The organism is Streptomyces sp. E11-3, assembly GCF_046540415.1.
GTDB lineage: Bacteria > Actinomycetota > Actinomycetes > Streptomycetales > Streptomycetaceae > Streptomyces.
The window spans coordinates 3,078,324-3,094,834 of record NZ_JAZGRL010000001.1 but is presented as its reverse complement, the minus strand read 5'-3'; the positions used below and the strand labels follow the sequence as shown (position 1 = coordinate 3,094,834).

The window sequence follows — 16,511 nt, the reverse complement described above, 5'->3', positions numbered from 1 at the left end:
TCGTGAGTCATCCGGTAGCAGTGATCGGGGCCGGGCCCTACGGCCTGTCCACCGCGGCCCATCTACGCGCCCGTGGGTTACCCGTACGGGTCTTCGGCGAGCCCATGGCGAGCTGGCGCTCCCATATGCCCGCGGGCATGGTGCTCAAGTCGACCCCGGTCGCCTCCAGCATCGACGCACCCCAGCCGGGCCACCAACTGGCCGACTACTGCGACGCGGCCGGGATCAAGCGCCTCGTCGCCGACGACGACCTCATCGAGATCGAGACCTTCGTGGCGTACGGCACGTGGTTCCAGGAGCGCCTGGTGCCCGGGCTCGAACGGGTGCGGGTGGTGTCCGTCGACCGGCGCACCGCGGGCGGCTTCGAGATCAAGCTCGACTCCGGAGAGCAGTTCACGGCGCGCGCCGTCGTCGTCGCCACCGGCTTGTCCGGCTTCGCCCGGCTGCCCGCCGAGCTCGCCGCCGCCGTACCGGACGGACCCACCCCCACAGGGCCCGTCTCGCACAGCTCCCAACACGCCGGCCTGGACCGCTTCGCCGACCGCGAGCTGATCGTGGTGGGCGCCGGCCAGTCGGCGCTGGAGGGCGCGGTGCTCGCCGCCGAGGCCGGGGCGCGGGTGCGCCTGGTGGCCCGCACCACTCCGGGCTTCGGCGGCCCGCCCTGGGAGCAGCCGCGGCTGCGCCCCCGTTCACCCTTCGGGCGCGCCTGGTCCCTCTACGCGATCAGCTACCACGCGCATCTGTACCGCCACCTCCCGCCGCAGGCCAGGCACTATCTCGTACACCGCATACTGGGCCCGCTCGGCGCCTGGTGGCTGCACGACCGCTTCGAGGGCCGCGTCGAGGTGACCGAGGTCCGCGAGATCACCGGCGCGGCCGTGGCGGACGGCCGCCCGGAGCTGACCGTACGGACCCCCGGCGGCCGGCTCCGCGAGATAGCCGCCGACCATGTGCTGGCCGCCACGGGCTACCGCGTCGACCTCGCCGCCCTGGACTTCATCGGACACGCGCTGCGGGCCCGCCTCGCGGTCAGCCGCGGCACCCCGAAGCTCGGCGCCGGGTACTGCTCGTCGGTCCCCGGCCTGTACTTCACGGGCCTGCCGGCGGCCGCCTCGTACGGCCCCGCGATGCGCTTCGTCTGCGGCACGGAAGCGGCCTCGCCACGCCTGGTGAGGCATCTGGTGCGGGCGCACGGGGCAGATTCCGGGTAGCACGGCAGGGGTCCAGGGCGCCGCCAGACTGCCAACGTCCTCTTTCTCGCAGTTTGTTGGGGTCTCCGTATCCTGGTGGGCATGGCCATCCCACCTGCGTACTCGTTGATCGCCACCGACCTGGACGGGACCCTGCTGCGCCACGGCGACGTCGTGTCGGGGCGCTCCCGGGCCGCGCTCGCCAGGGTGGCGGCGGCGGGTGCGCAGCACATCGTGGTCACCGGGCGTCCGGTGCCCCAGGTCCGGCATCTGCTGGTGGAGCTGGACTACCGCGGCCTCGCCGTCTGCGGCCAGGGTGCGCAGGTGTACGACGCCGGGGCGGACGCCATGGTCAGCTCCAGGACCCTGGACCTGGAGCTGGCCGACACCGCGCTCGGCAAGATCGAGGCCGAGGTCGGCGAGGTGTTCGCCGCGGTGAACCAGGACGGGACCGACGGCCTGATGCTCATGGAACCGGGCTATGAGCTGCCGCACCCGATGCTCCCCGCGGTCCGGGTGGGCAGCCGGGCGGAGCTGTGGTCCGCGCCGATCAACAAGGTGCTGATGCGCCACGCGTCGCTGACCGACGACGCGCTGGCCGCCGCCGCCCGCAGCGCCGTACACGGCCTGGTCACGGTGACGATGGCGGGCCCCGGGACCGTGGAGCTGCAGCCGCTCGGCGTGGACAAGGCGGCCGGGCTCGCGCTCGCCGCCCAGAGCCTGGGGGAGCCCGCCGCGACCACGATCACGTTCGGTGACATGCCCAACGACATTCCGATGTTCCGCTGGGCGGCGTACGGCGTGGCGATGGCCAACGCCCATGAGGAGCTCAAGGCGGTCGCGGACGAGGTCACTCTGTCGAACGAGGACGAAGGTGTCGCCGCCGTCCTGGAAAGACTCTTCGCCTGACCGGGCGACCGGTTGCGATTGGTCCCTTGTGTCCGGCATATCCGCGATCGTCGTATGCTGCCTCGCCCGGTCGGGCAGGTGCTCGCCGTGATCGAAAGTCGACCGGATACGCTGACTTGAGTGATGGCGGCGACACATCGACAAACCGAGTCCCCGAACGGGTGACCGACCTTGTGCTCGTCAGCAGACACTCGTGACCGCCAGCAGACAGGAGACCCCCTCGTGACCGTCGTCGGGCCGTTCGGGCTGAGCGTGCGGGACCAGGCTCTCGAGGCCGATGTCCAGGCCGGATTGGCGGCTGTCGAGGAAGGCCTGCTCGAGGCCACCAAGAGCGAGGTCCCCTTCATCACCGAGGCCGCGCAGCACCTCGTCAGGGCGGGCGGCAAGCGGCTCAGGCCGCTGCTGGTGATGCTCGCCGCGCAGTTCGGCGACCCGCACGCGCCGGGCGTGGTGCCCGCCGCCGTGGTCGTCGAGCTCACCCATCTCGCGACGCTCTACCACGACGACGTGATGGACGAGGCCGAGGTGCGCCGCGGAGTGGAGAGCGCCAACAGCCGCTGGGACAACTCGGTCGCCGTGCTGACCGGCGACTTCCTGTTCGCACGCGCCTCGCACACCCTGGCCGACCTGGGCCCGGAGGCGGTACGCGTCCAGGCCGAGGCCTTCGAACGGCTGGTCACCGGGCAGATCCTGGAGACCGCAGGACCGCGCGACGGCCGCGACCCGATCGAGCACTACCTCGACGTACTCGGCGGCAAGACCGGCTCCCTGATCGCGGTCGCCGGACGCTTCGGCGCGATGATGTCGGGCGCCGACGAGACGGTCGTGGACGTGCTCACCCAGTACGGCGAGCGGCTCGGTGTCGCCTTCCAGCTCGCCGACGACGTCCTGGACATCGCCAGCGACAGCCACGAGTCGGGCAAGACACCCGGCACCGACCTGCGCGAGGGCATCCCCACCCTGCCGGTACTGCACGTGCGGGCCCAGGCCGCCGCGCACGGCAGGCCCGAGGACCTGGCCCTGTGCGAGCTGCTCGCCGGCGACCTCACGGACGACACCCGGCTCGCCAAGGCACTGGCGGGCCTGCGCGTCCACCCGGCGCTCGAACAGGCCAGGCGGGACAGCGTGCGCTACGCCGAGGAGGCGCGGGCCATGCTGGCGCCGCTGCCCGACTGCGGTGCCAAGGCGGCGCTGGTCGAGCTCTGCGACGCGGTGGTGCACCGCGCGGGCTGAGAGCCCGTCTTTGACGCTCACTGTCACTCCTATGCGACTTCCGGTGGCGCTTCCCCTACGGGTTGGGGGAGGCGCCACCGTCGTATGTCATCCCAGGGCAGTACGCGGAGTTGATCCCGGGGTCTGACGCTTTTGGGCAGCCGATTTGGTCGGATAGAGACACGAGAACGACAACCACTCCTGACCAATTCGGGTGAGAATGGCGGCGGAGAGTAGACGCTTACGCCGCCGCCGACCACGGAGGTAGTGCACACATGGCACCCAACGGACCGGAACAGCGACCCATGAGCGACGAGGTGACCGACGACGTGACCGACGAGCTCAGGTCGGGCCGCCGCAAGGCGGCGCGGTACGTCGTCCCGGTCGCGGTGGCGGGTGTCGCGGCGGCGACCATCGGGCTGGTCCCGGCGCTCGCCAGCAGCGGCGACCCCGATCTGCCGAAGATCACCGCAGAGGAACTCATCGAGAAGATCGCCGCGTCGGACACCGAGCAGCTCTCCGGCAGCGTCAAGATCAGTACGGATCTGGGCATCCCGGGGCTCGGCGGCGCCGCCTCGTCCATGCTGGGCGAGGCCGGGGACCACGGCGGCTCGTCGGTCGCCCCCGAGGACAAGCTGATGGAGCTGGCCTCCGGCACCCACACGCTGCGTGTCGCGGCGGACGGCCCCGACAAGCAGAAGCTCTCCGTCCTGGACGACGCGTCGGAGTACAGCGTCATCCACAACGGCGACGACGTATGGGCGTACGACAGCGCGTCGAACGAGGCCTACCACGCGAAGGCGGACGGCTCGGAGCACGGCGAGAAGGGCAAGCACGGCGAGAAGCACAAGGGTCTGCCGGACGACGCCCCCGCCACCCCCAAGGAGTTCGCCGAGCAGGCGCTCAAGGCGGTCGACGACACGACTTCCGTGTCCGTGGACGGCACCGCGAAGGTCGCGGGCCGCGACGCCTACCAGCTGCTCATCAAGCCCAAGGAGACCGACGGGGTCAAGTCGACCGTCGGCTCGATCCGGATCGCCGTGGACGCGGACAACGGCGTACCGCTGAAGTTCACGCTCACCCCGAGCAGCGGCGGCAAGGCCGCGATCGACGCGGGCTTCACCAAGGTCGACTTCTCCGCCCCCGCCGCGTCCACCTTCGACTTCAAGCCCGCGAAGGGCATGAAGGTCACCGAGGCGGACGACCTGCACCAGGACGCGCGGCACGCGCCGAAGTCCCCCGGTGAGGGCAAGGAGTTCGAGGGTATGGAGGACCTCGCCGGGCTGAACGTCATCGGCGAGGGCTGGAGCTCGATCGCCACCTTCGAGATGCCCGGCGGCCAGGGCCTCACGGTCCCGGAGGACAGCGATGTCCCGCCGGAGGCGTCGAAGTTCCTCGACGCGCTCGGGGACAAGGTGAGCGGGAAGTTCGGCTCCGGCACGGTCTTCTCCACCCGCCTGGTCAACGCCCTCGTCACGGACGACGGCAAGGTCTACGTGGGCGCGGTCGACAAGGCCTCGCTGGTGAAGGCGGCCAACGCGGCGAAGTAGCCGCGACATGGGTCAGGGCGCGGCGGGTACGGGGTGCGGGACACCTCGTACCCGCCGCGCTGGTGCGCGATACGACAGGGGAACGATGATCGATACGCCGAGCGTGCGGGGTGTGCCCGGTGCGCCCACCGACCCCGACCGGGGCTCTGGCGGGCCCGTGATCGAGACCCGCGCACTGACCAAGCGCTACGGCGCCCAGGCCGCCGTGGACCGGCTGGACCTGAGCGTGCCGTCCGGCAGCGTCTTCGGGTTCCTCGGCCCGAACGGCTCCGGCAAGACGACGACCATCCGGATGCTGATGGGCCTGATCGAGCCGACCTCGGGCTCGGCGCACGTCCTGGGCCACCGCATGCCCCGCGCGGCCCACACCGTCCTCCCGCACGTCGGCGCGCTCATCGAGGGCCCCGCGCTGTACGGCTTCCTCTCCGGCCGGGACAACCTCCTGCGGTACGACGCCGCCGACCCGACCGCTGATCCCCGCACCCGCCGCACCCGCGTCGCCGCCGCCCTCGACCGGGTGGGCCTGACCTCCGCCGCGGCCAAGAAGGCCAAGGCGTACTCACTCGGCATGAAGCAGCGGCTCGGCCTGGCCGCCGCGCTGCTCCAGCCACGCCGCCTCCTCGTCCTGGACGAGCCGACCAACGGCCTGGACCCGCAGGGCATGCGGGAGATCCGCACGCTGGTACGGGAACTGGCCGACGACGGCGCGACCGTCTTCCTCTCCTCGCATCTGCTGGACGAGATCGAGCAGGTCTGCTCGCATGCCGCGGTGATGGCCAGGGGCCGCCTGATCACCCAGGGCACGGTCGCGGAGCTCGCCGCGACCACTCGCGGACGCCTCGCCGTGACCACCCCCGACCCGGCCGACGCGGCGCGCGTCCTCAAGGAGCACGGCGTGACCGACCTGACCGTCACCGACGACCGCGTCACCGGCGACCCACCCACGACCGACCTCGCGGACCTCAACGCGGCGCTGGTCCGCGCGGAGGTCCGGGTACGCGGCTTCGCCCTGGAGCGGGCATCGCTGGAGGACGTGTTCGTGGAGCTGACCGGGGAGGGCTTCGATGTCGCGGGTTGATGCGCGGGTTGGTGCGCGGGTTGGTGCGCACGTTGATACGCAGGCTGACGCCCCCGTGACGCCTTCCGGCGAGGCGCCTGGCGTCTCCGGCGTACGTCGTCGGCTCTGGACCCTCGGGCTCTTCCGGTCTGAGCTCGGGACCACCCTCCGCCGCTGGCGGACCCTCGTGCTGCTCGGCGTACTCGCGGTGCTCCCCGTCCTCATCGGGATCGCCGTGAAGATCGAGACGAGCGACGGCGGTTCGGCCGGGTCCGGCGGAGGCGGGGGCGGAGGCGCGGGCCCGGCCTTCTTCAGCCAGATCACCAACAACGGCCTCTTCCTGGTCTTCGCCGCGCTCGCGGCGACCCTCCCCTTCTTCCTTCCGATGGCCATCGGCGTCATCGCGGGCGACGGCATCGCGGGCGAGGCGAGTGCCGGAACCCTGCGCTACCTCCTGGTCGCACCGGCGGGCCGCACCCGGCTGCTGCTCGCCAAGTACGCCACGACGCTGGCCTTCTGCCTGATCGCGACGGTCACCGTGGCGGCGTCCGCGCTCGCCACGGGCGCGCTGCTCTTCCCGCTCGGCGACCTGACGACGATCTCCGGCACCCGGATCAGCTTCTCCGAAGGGCTGCTGCGCGCCCTGCTGATCGCCCTGGTCGTGGCGGCCTCGCTGATCGGCTTCGCGGCGCTCGGCGTGTTCGTCTCGACGCTGACGAACAGCGGTATCGCCGCGATGGCCACGACCGTCGGGCTGCTGATCACCGTGCAGATCGTCGGCTCGATCCCGCAGCTCGACGCCGTACACCCCTATCTGTTCTCCCAGCACTGGCTGTCCTTCGCCGATCTGCTGCGGGACCCGGTCCACTTCGACGACCTGGTCGCCAACCTGCGGCTGCAGGGCCTGTACGCGGCGGTGTTCGGGGCCGCGGCCTGGGCGCGCTTCACGACGAAGGACATCAGTGCGTAGGTGAGGCAGCGGGGGTTCAGAAGGTGAGCCGCCAGCTGTCGACGCGACCGGTGTCGTACCGGGCCACGTCCTGGACCCGTAGCCGCCAGGTGCCGTTGGCTGTCTCACTCGACGCGTCGACGGTGTACGTCGTGATGACGTTGTCCGCCGAGTCGCCGCCGCTGGAGTTCTTCAGGCGGTACGCGGTGCCGTCCGGCGCGATCAGATCGATGACCAGGTCTCCGCGCCAGGTGTGCTTGATGTCCACGCCGACCCGGAGCGCGGCGGGCGCGTTGCCGGTACGTCCGGAGACCGTGATCGGGGAGGTCACCGCGGACCCGTTGTCCGGGATCGCGACGTCCTCGGTGTTCTCGTACACGTCGCCCGGCGGGGGTGGCTCCTCGGTACCGAGCGCCCAGACGGTGTGCGCGAGCGCGTCGCTGTTGCGGTCGAGGGCGGTGTCGTTGATGTTCGATGTGGTGTCACACGACGAGTGGTAGCAGCGGTCGAAGGCCTGCCCGGCCGTGCCGCCCCACTTCTGGGCCTGCGCGCTCGTCTTCGTACGGCTGGCCCCGGTGAAGAGCCCGCCGACCGGTATCCCGACGTTCTTGAAGGACGCGTGGTCCGAGCGGCCGTCGCCCTCGGTCTCGATCTCGGTCGGTACGCCGATTCCGGTGAAGTAGTCCTGGAAGGTCTTCTCCAGCACCGGGTCGTCGTCGTAGACGAAGTAGCCCGGGTTCGGGGAGCCGACCATGTCGAGGTTCAGATAGCCGGAGATCTTGGCGCGCTCACCGCTCGACAGGCTGTTGACGTAGTACCGGGACCCGACCAGGCCCAGCTCCTCCGCGCCCCACCAGCCGAACTTCAGCTTCTTGGTGGGCTCCAACTGGGCGCGGGACACGGCGAGCGCGGTCTCCAGTACGGCGGCCGAGCCCGAGCCGTTGTCGTTGATGCCGGGCCCTGACGACACCGAGTCGAGGTGCGCCCCGGCCATCAGGACCTGGTCCGGGTCGCCGCCTGGCCATTCGGCGATCAGGTTGTAGCCGGTCCTGCCGCTGGCCGTGAACTGCTGGACGGTGGTGGTGTATCCGGCCGCGTCCAGCTTGCCCTTCACGTAGCTGATCGAGGCCTGGTAACCGGCCCGGCCGTGGGCCCGGTTGCCGCCGTTGGCGGAGGCGATCGACTGGAGCTGGGACAGGTGGGCCTTGACGTTGGCGAGGGGTATGTCGGGGGCGTCGGCGGCCGCGGGCGCGGCGGGCGGCGCGGTGGGTGAGGCGGCGGAAGCGGCCGGGACCGCGGCGGCGAGCAGACCGGCGAGGGCGAGCGCGACGCCCGCGGCGGCCCGTCTGGAGCTGGACCGGGAACTGACGGCGGACCGGGATCTGGAGGTGGACTGGTATCTGGACGTGGACGGTCTCATGTGTGGGGGCTCCCAATTCCGTACGGGGACAGAGACGGAACGTGCAGGACACCCCGCGGCGTCAGGGCCACGGGGTGCTGGAGCAGTTACTGAGCCGTGCTGAGCTGTGCGTGCTGAATGTGGTGCGGTTTTGACCAACCGTCAAGAGCGGAAACCGGTCACGAGTGTTCGCCCACCGGACACGGGGCGTAAGGCCTAGGCCACGCAGAACTCGTTCCCCTCCGGATCTGCCATCACCACCCACTCCCCGCCCGGGTCCTTCACCTCGCGCACCATCCTCGCGCCGAGCCCCTGCAGCCGTAGGACCTCCGACTCCCGCCGCTCCGCGCCGACATGGAGATCGATGTGCAGCCGGTTCTTGCCGCTCTTCGCCTCCGGTACGCGGTTGAAGAGCAGCCGCCGCCCGAGCCCCGCCCCGCTGTGCTTGTCGAACGGCTCCTCCGGGTGCCGCACGGCCGCGGCGTCCCGCCAGGCGTGGCGGCCGTGGTGCTGGACGGTGATCTCGGGCTGTACGACGCCGAGTCCGAGGAGCTGCTCGATCTGCGGGCTGTTGTCCTCGACCTCGTAGCCGAGTGCGGCGGCCCAGAAGTCCGCCTGCGCGTGCGGGTCGGTGGAGTCGATCACGAGCTTCCATTGCAGAATCATGGTAACCACTTATAGTGGTTACATGACGCAGTCCGCAACGGGCCTGACCCTGAAGACACCCGAAGGGCGGCCGTTCCGCTTCGATCCGGGCGCGCTCTGCCTGGAACTGCTGCCGACCGGCGGTCCGGGCGGCTACGCGCGGTACGAAGTGCTGCACACGCCATCCGACCTGGTGCGCTGGGCGGGCGAGAGCAGGCTCGCCGGAGGCCTCGCGATCTCCGTGACTCCGGCCGAACTGACCGCGGCCCGCGCCCTGCGCGCCGCCCTCTGGTTCCTCACCGCTGCCCGCGCGCACGATCGGGCCCTCGATCCCGCGGACCTGGACGTGGTCAACGCCGCCGCGGCCGGGCCCCCGCTCGTCGCCCGCCTCGCACCGGACGGCACGCGCGCGTGGGCGTCGGGGGCCACCGGGGGGCAGCTCCTGTCGACGGTCGCCCGTGACGCGGTCGAGTTGTTCACCGGCCCGTACGCCCACCGCATCCGCGAGTGCGGCGCCCACGACTGCCTGCTGCTCTTCGTCGACACCTCGCGCCCGGGCCGCCGCCGCTGGTGCTCCATGGAGCGCTGCGGCAACCGCAGCAAGGTCAAGGCCCACCGGACCCGCACGCCCGGCACGCCCGGCATGGAAGGAGATTAGTCATGCCCACCGGACTCACCCAGGACGCGGGCTGGCAGATCGGCGTCTCCAAGACGCTGCCCCAGCCCCTCTCGGCGGTGTGGGAGTTCATCGCGAGCCCAGAGGGCATCGCGCTCTGGCTGGGCGAAGGCGCGGTGCTGCCGTCGTCCCCACCGCCCGCGAAGGGGACGCGGTACGAGACGGCCGACGGCGTCACCGGCGAGGTCCGCGGGTACCGCCCAGGCGACCGCATCCGCGCCACCCACGGCGCGACCACCGTGCAGGTCGCGGTCTCCGCCTCAGGGTCCGACCGGACCGTACTCCGCTTCCATCAGGAGCACTTGGCGAGCGCGGACGAGCGCGAACGCCAGCGCGCGCACTGGCAGGCGGTGATGGCGAGGGTCGCGGCCGCGCTGGGCCGCGCGTAGCCCCTGGCTCACCTAGAGCCGGTCGGCGTCCGGCTGACGTCAGGCGTGCTCGCCGCGGCGGCGGACGAGGCGGTGGATGACACGGCAGACGCGGCGGCGGACGGTGCAGCCGCTGAAGCCGCCGTCCCTGAAGCCGCCTCTGCAGCCGCCGCCGAAGCCGCCCGCGCGGCCGCCGCCCGGATCCGGTTCTGCCGTGCCGTACGCAACGCGTCCCAGGTCAGCAGCGACAGCGCCAGCCAGACCAGGCCGAACCCGGCCCACCGCTCGGGCGGCATCGCCTCGTGGAAGTACAGGATGCCGAGCAGGAACTGGAAGACCGGTGCCAGGTACTGCAGCAGGCCGATCGTGGACAGCGGGATACGGATCGCGGCCGCGCCGAAGCAGATCAGCGGGATCGCGGTCACCACTCCGGTCGCCGCGAGCAGCGCCGCGTGCCCCGCGCCCTCGGTGCCGAACGTGGCGTCGCCCTGGGCGCCGAGCCAGAGCAGGAAGGCCAGCGCGGGCAGGAACTGGATCGCGGTCTCGGCCGCCAGGGACTCCAGGCCGCCGATGTTCACCTTCTTCTTCACGAAGCCGTACGTGGCGAAGGAGAAGGCCAGGGTGAGGGAGATCCACGGCGGGCGGCCGTAGCCGATGGTCAGGACGACCACGGCCGCGAAGCCGGTCGCGACCGCCGCCCACTGCGCGGGGCGCAGCCGTTCCTTGAGGATGAGGACGCCGAGCGCGATGGTGACCAGCGGGTTGATGAAGTACCCGAGCGAGGCCTCGACGACGTGACCGGTGTTCACCGACCAGATGTACAGGCCCCAGTTGACGGTGATCACCGTCGCGGCGAGGGATATCAGGCCGAGCTTGCGCGGCTGCCGGAGCAGCTCACGGGCCCAGCTCCAGCGGCGCAGCACCAGCAGTACGAGGCCGACCAGGACCAGCGACCACACCATGCGGTGGGCGAGGATCTCGATGGCTCCGGAGGGTTTCAGGAGGGGCCAGAAAAGGGGGACGAGTCCCCACATTCCGTAGGCGCCGATGCCGTACAGCAAACCGGCTCGCTGCTCCGTGGCAGACGTCAACGGACCCTCCCCGCGTCGTTCCCTGGTTGAAGCTCGAAGCGTGAACGCTCGAAGTTCGAAGGTAGCGCCGAGAGGGCCCGAGTGTCATGCCCAATATCCGCTTTCGGACCTGTCAGTTCTAGAGGGGCGTGCCCGTCAGTTCTTCAGGGCCGCGGCGACCGCATCCGCGATCGGCGTTGTCGGCCGTCCGATCAGCCGCGCCAGGTCGCCACTGGTCCCGGCGAGCAGCCCGCGCTCGATGGCGGCGTCCACGTCCACCAGGATCGCGGCCAGCTGCTCGGGCAGTCCGGCGCCGGTGAGGATGGCCAGGAGCTGCTCGGCGGGGACGTTCGCGTAGCCGATCTCCTTGCCGGACTGCCGGGCCACCTCGGCGGCGTACTCGGCGAAGCTCCAGGCGACGTCGCCACTCAGCTCGTACGTGGCGTTCTCGTGGCCCTCGCCGGTCAGTACGGCGACGGCGGCGGCCGCGTAGTCGGCGCGCGAGGCGGAGGCGACCCGGCCCTCGCCCGCGCGGGCCACCACGGCGCCGTGCTCCAGGACCGGCGCGAGGTTCTCGGTGTAGTTCTCGTGGTACCAGCCGTTGCGCAGGAAGACGTACGGCAGCCCGGAGTCGAGGATCGCCTGCTCGGTCACCTTGTGCTCGGCGGCCAGCTGGAAGTCGGCCGCGGGCCCGCCCAGTACGCCGGTGTACGCGAGCAGCGCGACGCCCGCCGTACGCGCCGCGTCGATCACGGCCCGGTGCTGCGGAACCCGCTGGCCGACCTCGCTGCCGGAGATCAGCAGCACTTTGTCGCCCGCACCGAAGACGCCGGCCAGGGTCTCGGGTGCGGAGTAGTCGGCGACCCGTACCTCGACACCGCGTGCGGCGAGATCCGCGGCCTTCTCCTTGTTGCGTACGACGGCGGCGATCTGGTCGGCCGGGACCTGGGCGGCGAGCAGCCCGTCGATGACGAGACGGCCGAGGTGTCCGGTGGCGCCGGTGATAACGAGGCTCATGCCTGAAACTCCCTGTTCCTGCTGTTCATCCTGTTCGAAGTGGTCTGCCACTTACCTTAGGAGAGGTACTTACTTCACGTAAGTACCCACTTTGAAGTAAGGTACTGGTGTGGAAGTTAGCTGGCAGCCAGGAATGAAGGCCGACGTCACCGACCCGATGTGCCCGTCGCGTGGCGTCCTGGAACATGTCACCAGCCGCTGGGGGGTGCTGATCCTGCTCGCGCTACGGGACCGCTCGTACCGCTTCAGTGAACTGCGCCGAGCCGTCGGCGGCGTGAGCGAGAAGATGCTGGCCCAGACGCTTCAGACACTGGAGCGCGACGGCTTCGTGCACCGTGACGCCAAGCCGGTGATCCCGCCCCGCGTCGACTACTCGCTGACCGAGCTCGGCCAGGAGGCGGCCCTGCACGTCAGGGAGCTGGCCCTGTGGACGGCGAAGCGCACGGAGACGGTGCTCGACGCCCGTACCGCGTACGACGAAGCCCGGTCCTGAGCACGCTCAGGACCGGGCTTCGCAGGTACGGATCAGCCGGTCAGCCGACGACCGTCCAGGTGTCGCCACCGGCGAGCAGCGCGGCGAGATCGCCCTTGCCGTTCTGCTCGATGGCGGTGTCGAGCTGGTCGGACATCTGGGTGTCGTAGACCGGGCGGTCGACGCTGCGCAGCACACCGATGGGGGTGTGGTGCAGGGTGTCCGGGTCCGCGAGCCGGGACAGCGCGAAGGCCGTGGTCGGCGACGGGGCGTGCGCGTCGTGGACCAGGACCTGCGACTGGTTCTCCTCGGTGACCGCGACGACCTTCAGATCGCCGGTCAGGGAGTCGCGTACGACCCCCTTGGCGCCGTCGACCCCGAAGCGGATCGGCTGCCCGTGCTCCAGGCGGATCACCGCCTCCTCGGCCTGCTGCTTGTCCTTGAGGACCTCGAAGGCGCCGTCGTTGAAGATGTTGCAGTTCTGGTAGATCTCCACCAGCGCGGTGCCCGGGTGGGCGGCGGCCTGCCGCAGCACGTCGGTGAGGTGCTTGCGGTCCGAGTCGACCGTGCGGGCCACGAAGGACGCCTCGGCGCCGATCGCGAGCGAGACCGGGTTGAAGGGCGCGTCCAGGGAGCCCATCGGAGTGGACTTGGTGATCTTGCCGACCTCGGAGGTCGGGGAGTACTGGCCCTTGGTGAGTCCGTAGATCCGGTTGTTGAACAGCAGGATCTTGAGGTTCACATTGCGGCGCAGGGCGTGGATCAGGTGGTTGCCGCCGATGGACAGCGCGTCACCGTCACCGGTGACCACCCACACCGACAGGTCACGGCGCGAGGACGCGAGGCCGGTGGCGATCGCCGGGGCGCGGCCGTGGATGGAGTGCATCCCGTAGGTGTCCATGTAGTACGGGAAGCGCGAGGAGCAGCCGATCCCGGAGACGAAGACGATGTTCTCCTTGGCCAGCCCGAGCTCGGGCATGAAGCCCTGCACCGCGGCCAGCACCGCGTAGTCGCCGCAGCCGGGGCACCAACGCACTTCCTGATCGGACTTGAAGTCCTTCATGGACTGCTTGCCCTCGGCCTTCGGCACCAGCTTGAGCGCCTCGATCGTGCCCGTGCCTTCCGACATCGTCGCCTCAGTCATCGATGGCCTCCTTGAGTGCCGTGGCGAGCTGCTCGGCCTTGAACGGCATTCCATTGACCTGGGTGAAACTCTGGGCGTCCACCAGGTACTTCGCACGCAGCAGGGTGGCGAGCTGGCCGAGGTTCATCTCGGGCACCACTACCTTGTTGTAACGCCCGAGGACCTCGCCCAGATTCCGCGGGAAGGGGTTCAGATGCCGCAGGTGGGCCTGGGCCACGCTGTGTCCCGCGGTGCGCAGGCGTCGCACGGCGGCGGTGATCGGTCCGTACGTCGATCCCCAGCCCAGCACCAGCAGCTCGGCCTGGCCGTCGGCGTCGTCGACCTCCAGGTCCGGGACCTCGATCTGGTCGATCTTGGCCTGGCGGGTGCGGACCATCAGGTCGTGGTTGGCCGGGTCGTAGGAGATGTTGCCCGTGCCGTCCTGCTTCTCGATGCCGCCGATCCGGTGCTCCAGGCCCGGGGTGCCCGGCACCGCCCACGGCCGCGCCAGGGTCTGCGGGTCGCGCTTGTACGGCCAGAACACCTCGCTGCCGTCGTCCAGGGTGTGGTTCGGGCCCTGGGCGAACTGCACCCGCAGGTCGGGCAGTTCGTCGACGTCCGGGATGCGCCACGGCTCGGAGCCGTTGGCCAGATAGCCGTCGGAGAGCAGGAACACCGGCGTGCGGTAGGTGACCGCGATCCGGGCCGCCTCCAGCGCCGCGTCGAAGCAGTCCACCGGCGTCTTCGGAGCGATCACCGGGACCGGGGCCTCGCCGTTGCGGCCGAACATGGCCTGCAGCAGGTCGGCCTGCTCGGTCTTGGTCGGCAGCCCGGTGGACGGGCCGCCGCGCTGGATGTCCACGACCAGCAGCGGCAGCTCCAGGGAGACCGCCAGCCCGATCGTCTCGCTCTTCAGCGCGACACCGGGGCCCGAGGTGGTGGTGACGGCCAGCGAGCCGCCGAACGCAGCCCCGAGCGCGGCACCGATGCCCGCGATCTCGTCCTCGGCCTGGAAGGTCCGTACGCCGAAGTTCTTGTGCTTGCTCAGCTCGTGCAGGATGTCGGAAGCCGGGGTGATCGGGTACGAGCCCAGGTACAGCGGCAGATCCGCCTGCCGGGCCGCGGCGATCAGCCCGTACGACAGCGCGAGGTTCCCGGAGATGTTGCGGTACGTGCCCGTCGGGAACGCCTTCGCGGCCGGCGCGACCTCGTAGGAGACCGCGAAGTCCTCGGTGGTCTCACCGAAGTTCCAGCCCGCGCGGAACGCCGCGATGTTCGCCTCGGCGATGTCCGGCTTCTTGGCGAACTTCTGCTTCAGGAACGCCTCGGTGCCGTCGGTAGGCCGGTGGTACATCCACGACAGCAGCCCCAGCGCGAACATGTTCTTGGAGCGGCCGGCGTCCTTGCGGGACAGCTCGAACTCCTTGAGCGCCTCCACCGTCAGCGTGGTCAGCGGCACCGGATGCACGCTGTAGCCGTCCAGCGACCCGTCCTCCAGCGGAGAGACGTCGTAGCCCACCTTGGCCATCGCCCGCTTGGAGAACTCATCCGTGTTCACGATGATCTCCGCGCCACGCGGCACATCCTCGATGTTCGCCTTCAGCGCGGCCGGGTTCATCGCCACCAACACGTTCGGCGCGTCGCCCGGGGTGAGGATGTCGTGATCAGCGAAGTGCAACTGGAAGCTGGAGACGCCCGGCAGGGTTCCGGCGGGCGCCCGGATCTCGGCCGGGAAGTTCGGCAGCGTCGACAGGTCGTTTCCGAACGACGCCGTCTCCGACGTGAAACGGTCACCCGTCAGCTGCATCCCGTCACCCGAGTCACCCGCGAACCGGATGATTACCCGATCCAGACGGCGGATCTCTTTGTCTCCGGACGGTTTGCGCTGCTCGCCGACCACGGTTCCGTCGGTCTGCTCGGCTCGGCTACTGACCTGGCTGGTCACTGAACTGGACCTCCCTCGAGGCTGCGGCACGGAAGGCATCGGCTGACCGGTCCTCCCAAGGCCACCCTACGTCTGTAAGGGTCGCCTTCCCGGGGCTGCTCGCATAATGAATGCACGTCTGAGACGGTGTGTCGCACTGGTTTGCCACGCTTCATTCGCCCCCCACGATCCCCCCACGGTCCCCTCTGTAGTGACGATCCTCTTGCATACTTTGGTTCTCTGACTACCGTTTCGCTCGACACCTGGCAGAGTTTCAGCGCGCTAGGAGTTGAGGTAAGTGAGGACCGCCAGGACGCGGCGGTGATCTCCGTCACTCTGGGAGAGTCCCAGTTTCAGGAAGATGTTCGAGACGTGCTTCTCGACCGCACCGTCACTCACCACCAGCTGTCGGGCGATCGCCGAGTTGGTCCGCCCCTCCGCCATCAGCCCCAGGACCTCCCGCTCGCGCGGGGTGAGCCCGGTCAGCACGTGCTGCTTGCGGCTGCGGCCGAGCAACTGCGCCACGACCTCCGGGTCAAGCGCGGTCCCGCCCTCGGCGACCCGCACCACGGCGTCCACGAACTCCCGTACCTCGGCCACCCGGTCCTTGAGCAGATAGCCGACGCCGTGGCTGGATCCGGCCAGCAGCTCGGTGGCGTACCGCTCCTCGACGTACTGCGACAGCACCAGCACCCCGAGCCCCGGGTGGGCGCGGCGCAGCTGCACCGCCGCGCGCACGCCCTCGTCGGTGTGGGTCGGCGGCATCCGTACGTCCGCGACCACCACGTCCGGCAGCGCGCCCTGCGCGTCCAGCTCGCCGATGGTCTTGATCAGCGCCCCCGCGTCCCCGACCCCTGCGACGACCTCGTGCCCACGGTCGGTCAGCAGCCGGGTCAGGCCCTCCCTCAGCAGCACTGAATCCTCGGCGATAACCACCCGCACGTCCTGCC

16 protein-coding genes are annotated in these 16,511 nt (G+C 70.3%); 9 read left to right on the top strand and 7 right to left on the bottom strand.

The window, feature by feature from the left end; all coding sequences use genetic code 11:
- Positions 1–2: 2 nt before the first annotated feature.
- From U9R90_RS14070 to U9R90_RS14045, 6 genes are all read left to right on the top strand, one after another.
- A complete protein-coding gene (locus U9R90_RS14070) occupies positions 3–1,211 on the top strand; it encodes an FAD-dependent oxidoreductase (protein WP_411056771.1) in 1,209 nt (402 codons plus the stop codon).
- An 81-nt stretch (positions 1,212–1,292) separates the two neighbouring features.
- Complete coding sequence (locus U9R90_RS14065) at positions 1,293–2,099, top strand: HAD family hydrolase (RefSeq protein WP_411056770.1); 807 nt, start codon at positions 1,293–1,295, stop codon at positions 2,097–2,099.
- Positions 2,100–2,321: 222 nt separating this feature from the next.
- Positions 2,322–3,332 (top strand): polyprenyl synthetase family protein, encoded by a 1,011-nt coding sequence (locus U9R90_RS14060; protein WP_411056769.1) that lies wholly within the window; start codon positions 2,322–2,324, stop codon positions 3,330–3,332.
- Positions 3,333–3,586: 254 nt separating this feature from the next.
- Positions 3,587–4,861, top strand: a complete 1,275-nt coding sequence (locus U9R90_RS14055; RefSeq protein ID WP_411056768.1) for a LolA family protein — start codon at positions 3,587–3,589, stop codon at positions 4,859–4,861.
- Between the two features lie 85 nt (positions 4,862–4,946).
- A complete protein-coding gene (locus tag U9R90_RS14050; RefSeq protein ID WP_411056767.1) occupies positions 4,947–5,939 on the top strand; it encodes an ATP-binding cassette domain-containing protein in 993 nt (330 codons plus the stop codon).
- On the top strand, positions 5,926–6,888 hold the full coding sequence (locus U9R90_RS14045) for an ABC transporter permease (RefSeq protein ID WP_411056766.1): 963 nt from the start codon (positions 5,926–5,928) through the stop codon (positions 6,886–6,888). The genes U9R90_RS14050 and U9R90_RS14045 overlap by 14 nt, the downstream gene beginning before the upstream one ends.
- A gap of 16 nt (positions 6,889–6,904) precedes the next feature.
- On the opposite strand, the gene U9R90_RS14040 is transcribed toward U9R90_RS14045, so the two are convergent.
- The gene (locus U9R90_RS14040) at positions 6,905–8,287 is read right to left on the bottom strand and encodes a M28 family metallopeptidase (RefSeq protein ID WP_411056765.1); all 1,383 of its coding nucleotides are present in this window, start codon (positions 8,285–8,287) and stop codon (positions 6,905–6,907) included.
- Between the two features lie 195 nt (positions 8,288–8,482).
- Positions 8,483–8,932 (bottom strand): VOC family protein, encoded by a 450-nt coding sequence (locus U9R90_RS14035; protein ID WP_411056764.1) that lies wholly within the window; start codon positions 8,930–8,932, stop codon positions 8,483–8,485.
- 22 nt (positions 8,933–8,954) lie between these two features.
- Between U9R90_RS14035 and U9R90_RS14030 the strand changes: the two genes are divergently transcribed.
- Positions 8,955–9,569 carry a CGNR zinc finger domain-containing protein gene (locus tag U9R90_RS14030; protein ID WP_411056763.1) on the top strand — a complete coding sequence of 205 codons (615 nt, stop codon included), beginning with the start codon at positions 8,955–8,957 and terminating at the stop codon, positions 9,567–9,569.
- Between the two features lie 2 nt (positions 9,570–9,571).
- Positions 9,572–9,976 carry an SRPBCC family protein gene (locus U9R90_RS14025; protein WP_411056762.1) on the top strand — a complete coding sequence of 135 codons (405 nt, stop codon included), beginning with the start codon at positions 9,572–9,574 and terminating at the stop codon, positions 9,974–9,976.
- An 8-nt stretch (positions 9,977–9,984) separates the two neighbouring features.
- Here the strand turns inward: U9R90_RS14025 and rarD are convergent, their stop codons facing one another.
- Both rarD and U9R90_RS14015 read right to left on the bottom strand, forming a co-directional pair.
- A complete protein-coding gene (rarD, locus tag U9R90_RS14020) occupies positions 9,985–10,989 on the bottom strand; it encodes an EamA family transporter RarD (protein WP_411057737.1) in 1,005 nt (334 codons plus the stop codon).
- A gap of 192 nt (positions 10,990–11,181) precedes the next feature.
- Positions 11,182–12,042, bottom strand: coding sequence for an SDR family oxidoreductase (locus U9R90_RS14015; protein WP_411056761.1), 861 nt, complete (start codon positions 12,040–12,042; stop codon positions 11,182–11,184).
- A gap of 133 nt (positions 12,043–12,175) precedes the next feature.
- Between U9R90_RS14015 and U9R90_RS14010 the strand changes: the two genes are divergently transcribed.
- Positions 12,176–12,535 carry a winged helix-turn-helix transcriptional regulator gene (locus U9R90_RS14010; protein WP_411057736.1) on the top strand — a complete coding sequence of 120 codons (360 nt, stop codon included), beginning with the start codon at positions 12,176–12,178 and terminating at the stop codon, positions 12,533–12,535.
- 40 nt (positions 12,536–12,575) lie between these two features.
- Here the strand turns inward: U9R90_RS14010 and U9R90_RS14005 are convergent, their stop codons facing one another.
- The 3 genes from U9R90_RS14005 to U9R90_RS13995 form a co-directional block, all read right to left on the bottom strand.
- The gene (locus tag U9R90_RS14005) at positions 12,576–13,658 is read right to left on the bottom strand and encodes a 2-oxoacid:ferredoxin oxidoreductase subunit beta (protein WP_411056760.1); all 1,083 of its coding nucleotides are present in this window, start codon (positions 13,656–13,658) and stop codon (positions 12,576–12,578) included.
- Positions 13,651–15,582 carry a 2-oxoacid:acceptor oxidoreductase subunit alpha gene (locus U9R90_RS14000; RefSeq protein WP_411056759.1) on the bottom strand — a complete coding sequence of 644 codons (1,932 nt, stop codon included), beginning with the start codon at positions 15,580–15,582 and terminating at the stop codon, positions 13,651–13,653. The genes U9R90_RS14005 and U9R90_RS14000 overlap by 8 nt, the downstream gene beginning before the upstream one ends.
- Before the next feature lie 261 nt (positions 15,583–15,843).
- Positions 15,844–16,503, bottom strand: coding sequence for a LuxR C-terminal-related transcriptional regulator (locus U9R90_RS13995; RefSeq protein ID WP_411056758.1), 660 nt, complete (start codon positions 16,501–16,503; stop codon positions 15,844–15,846).
- Positions 16,504–16,511: the final 8 nt, after the last annotated feature.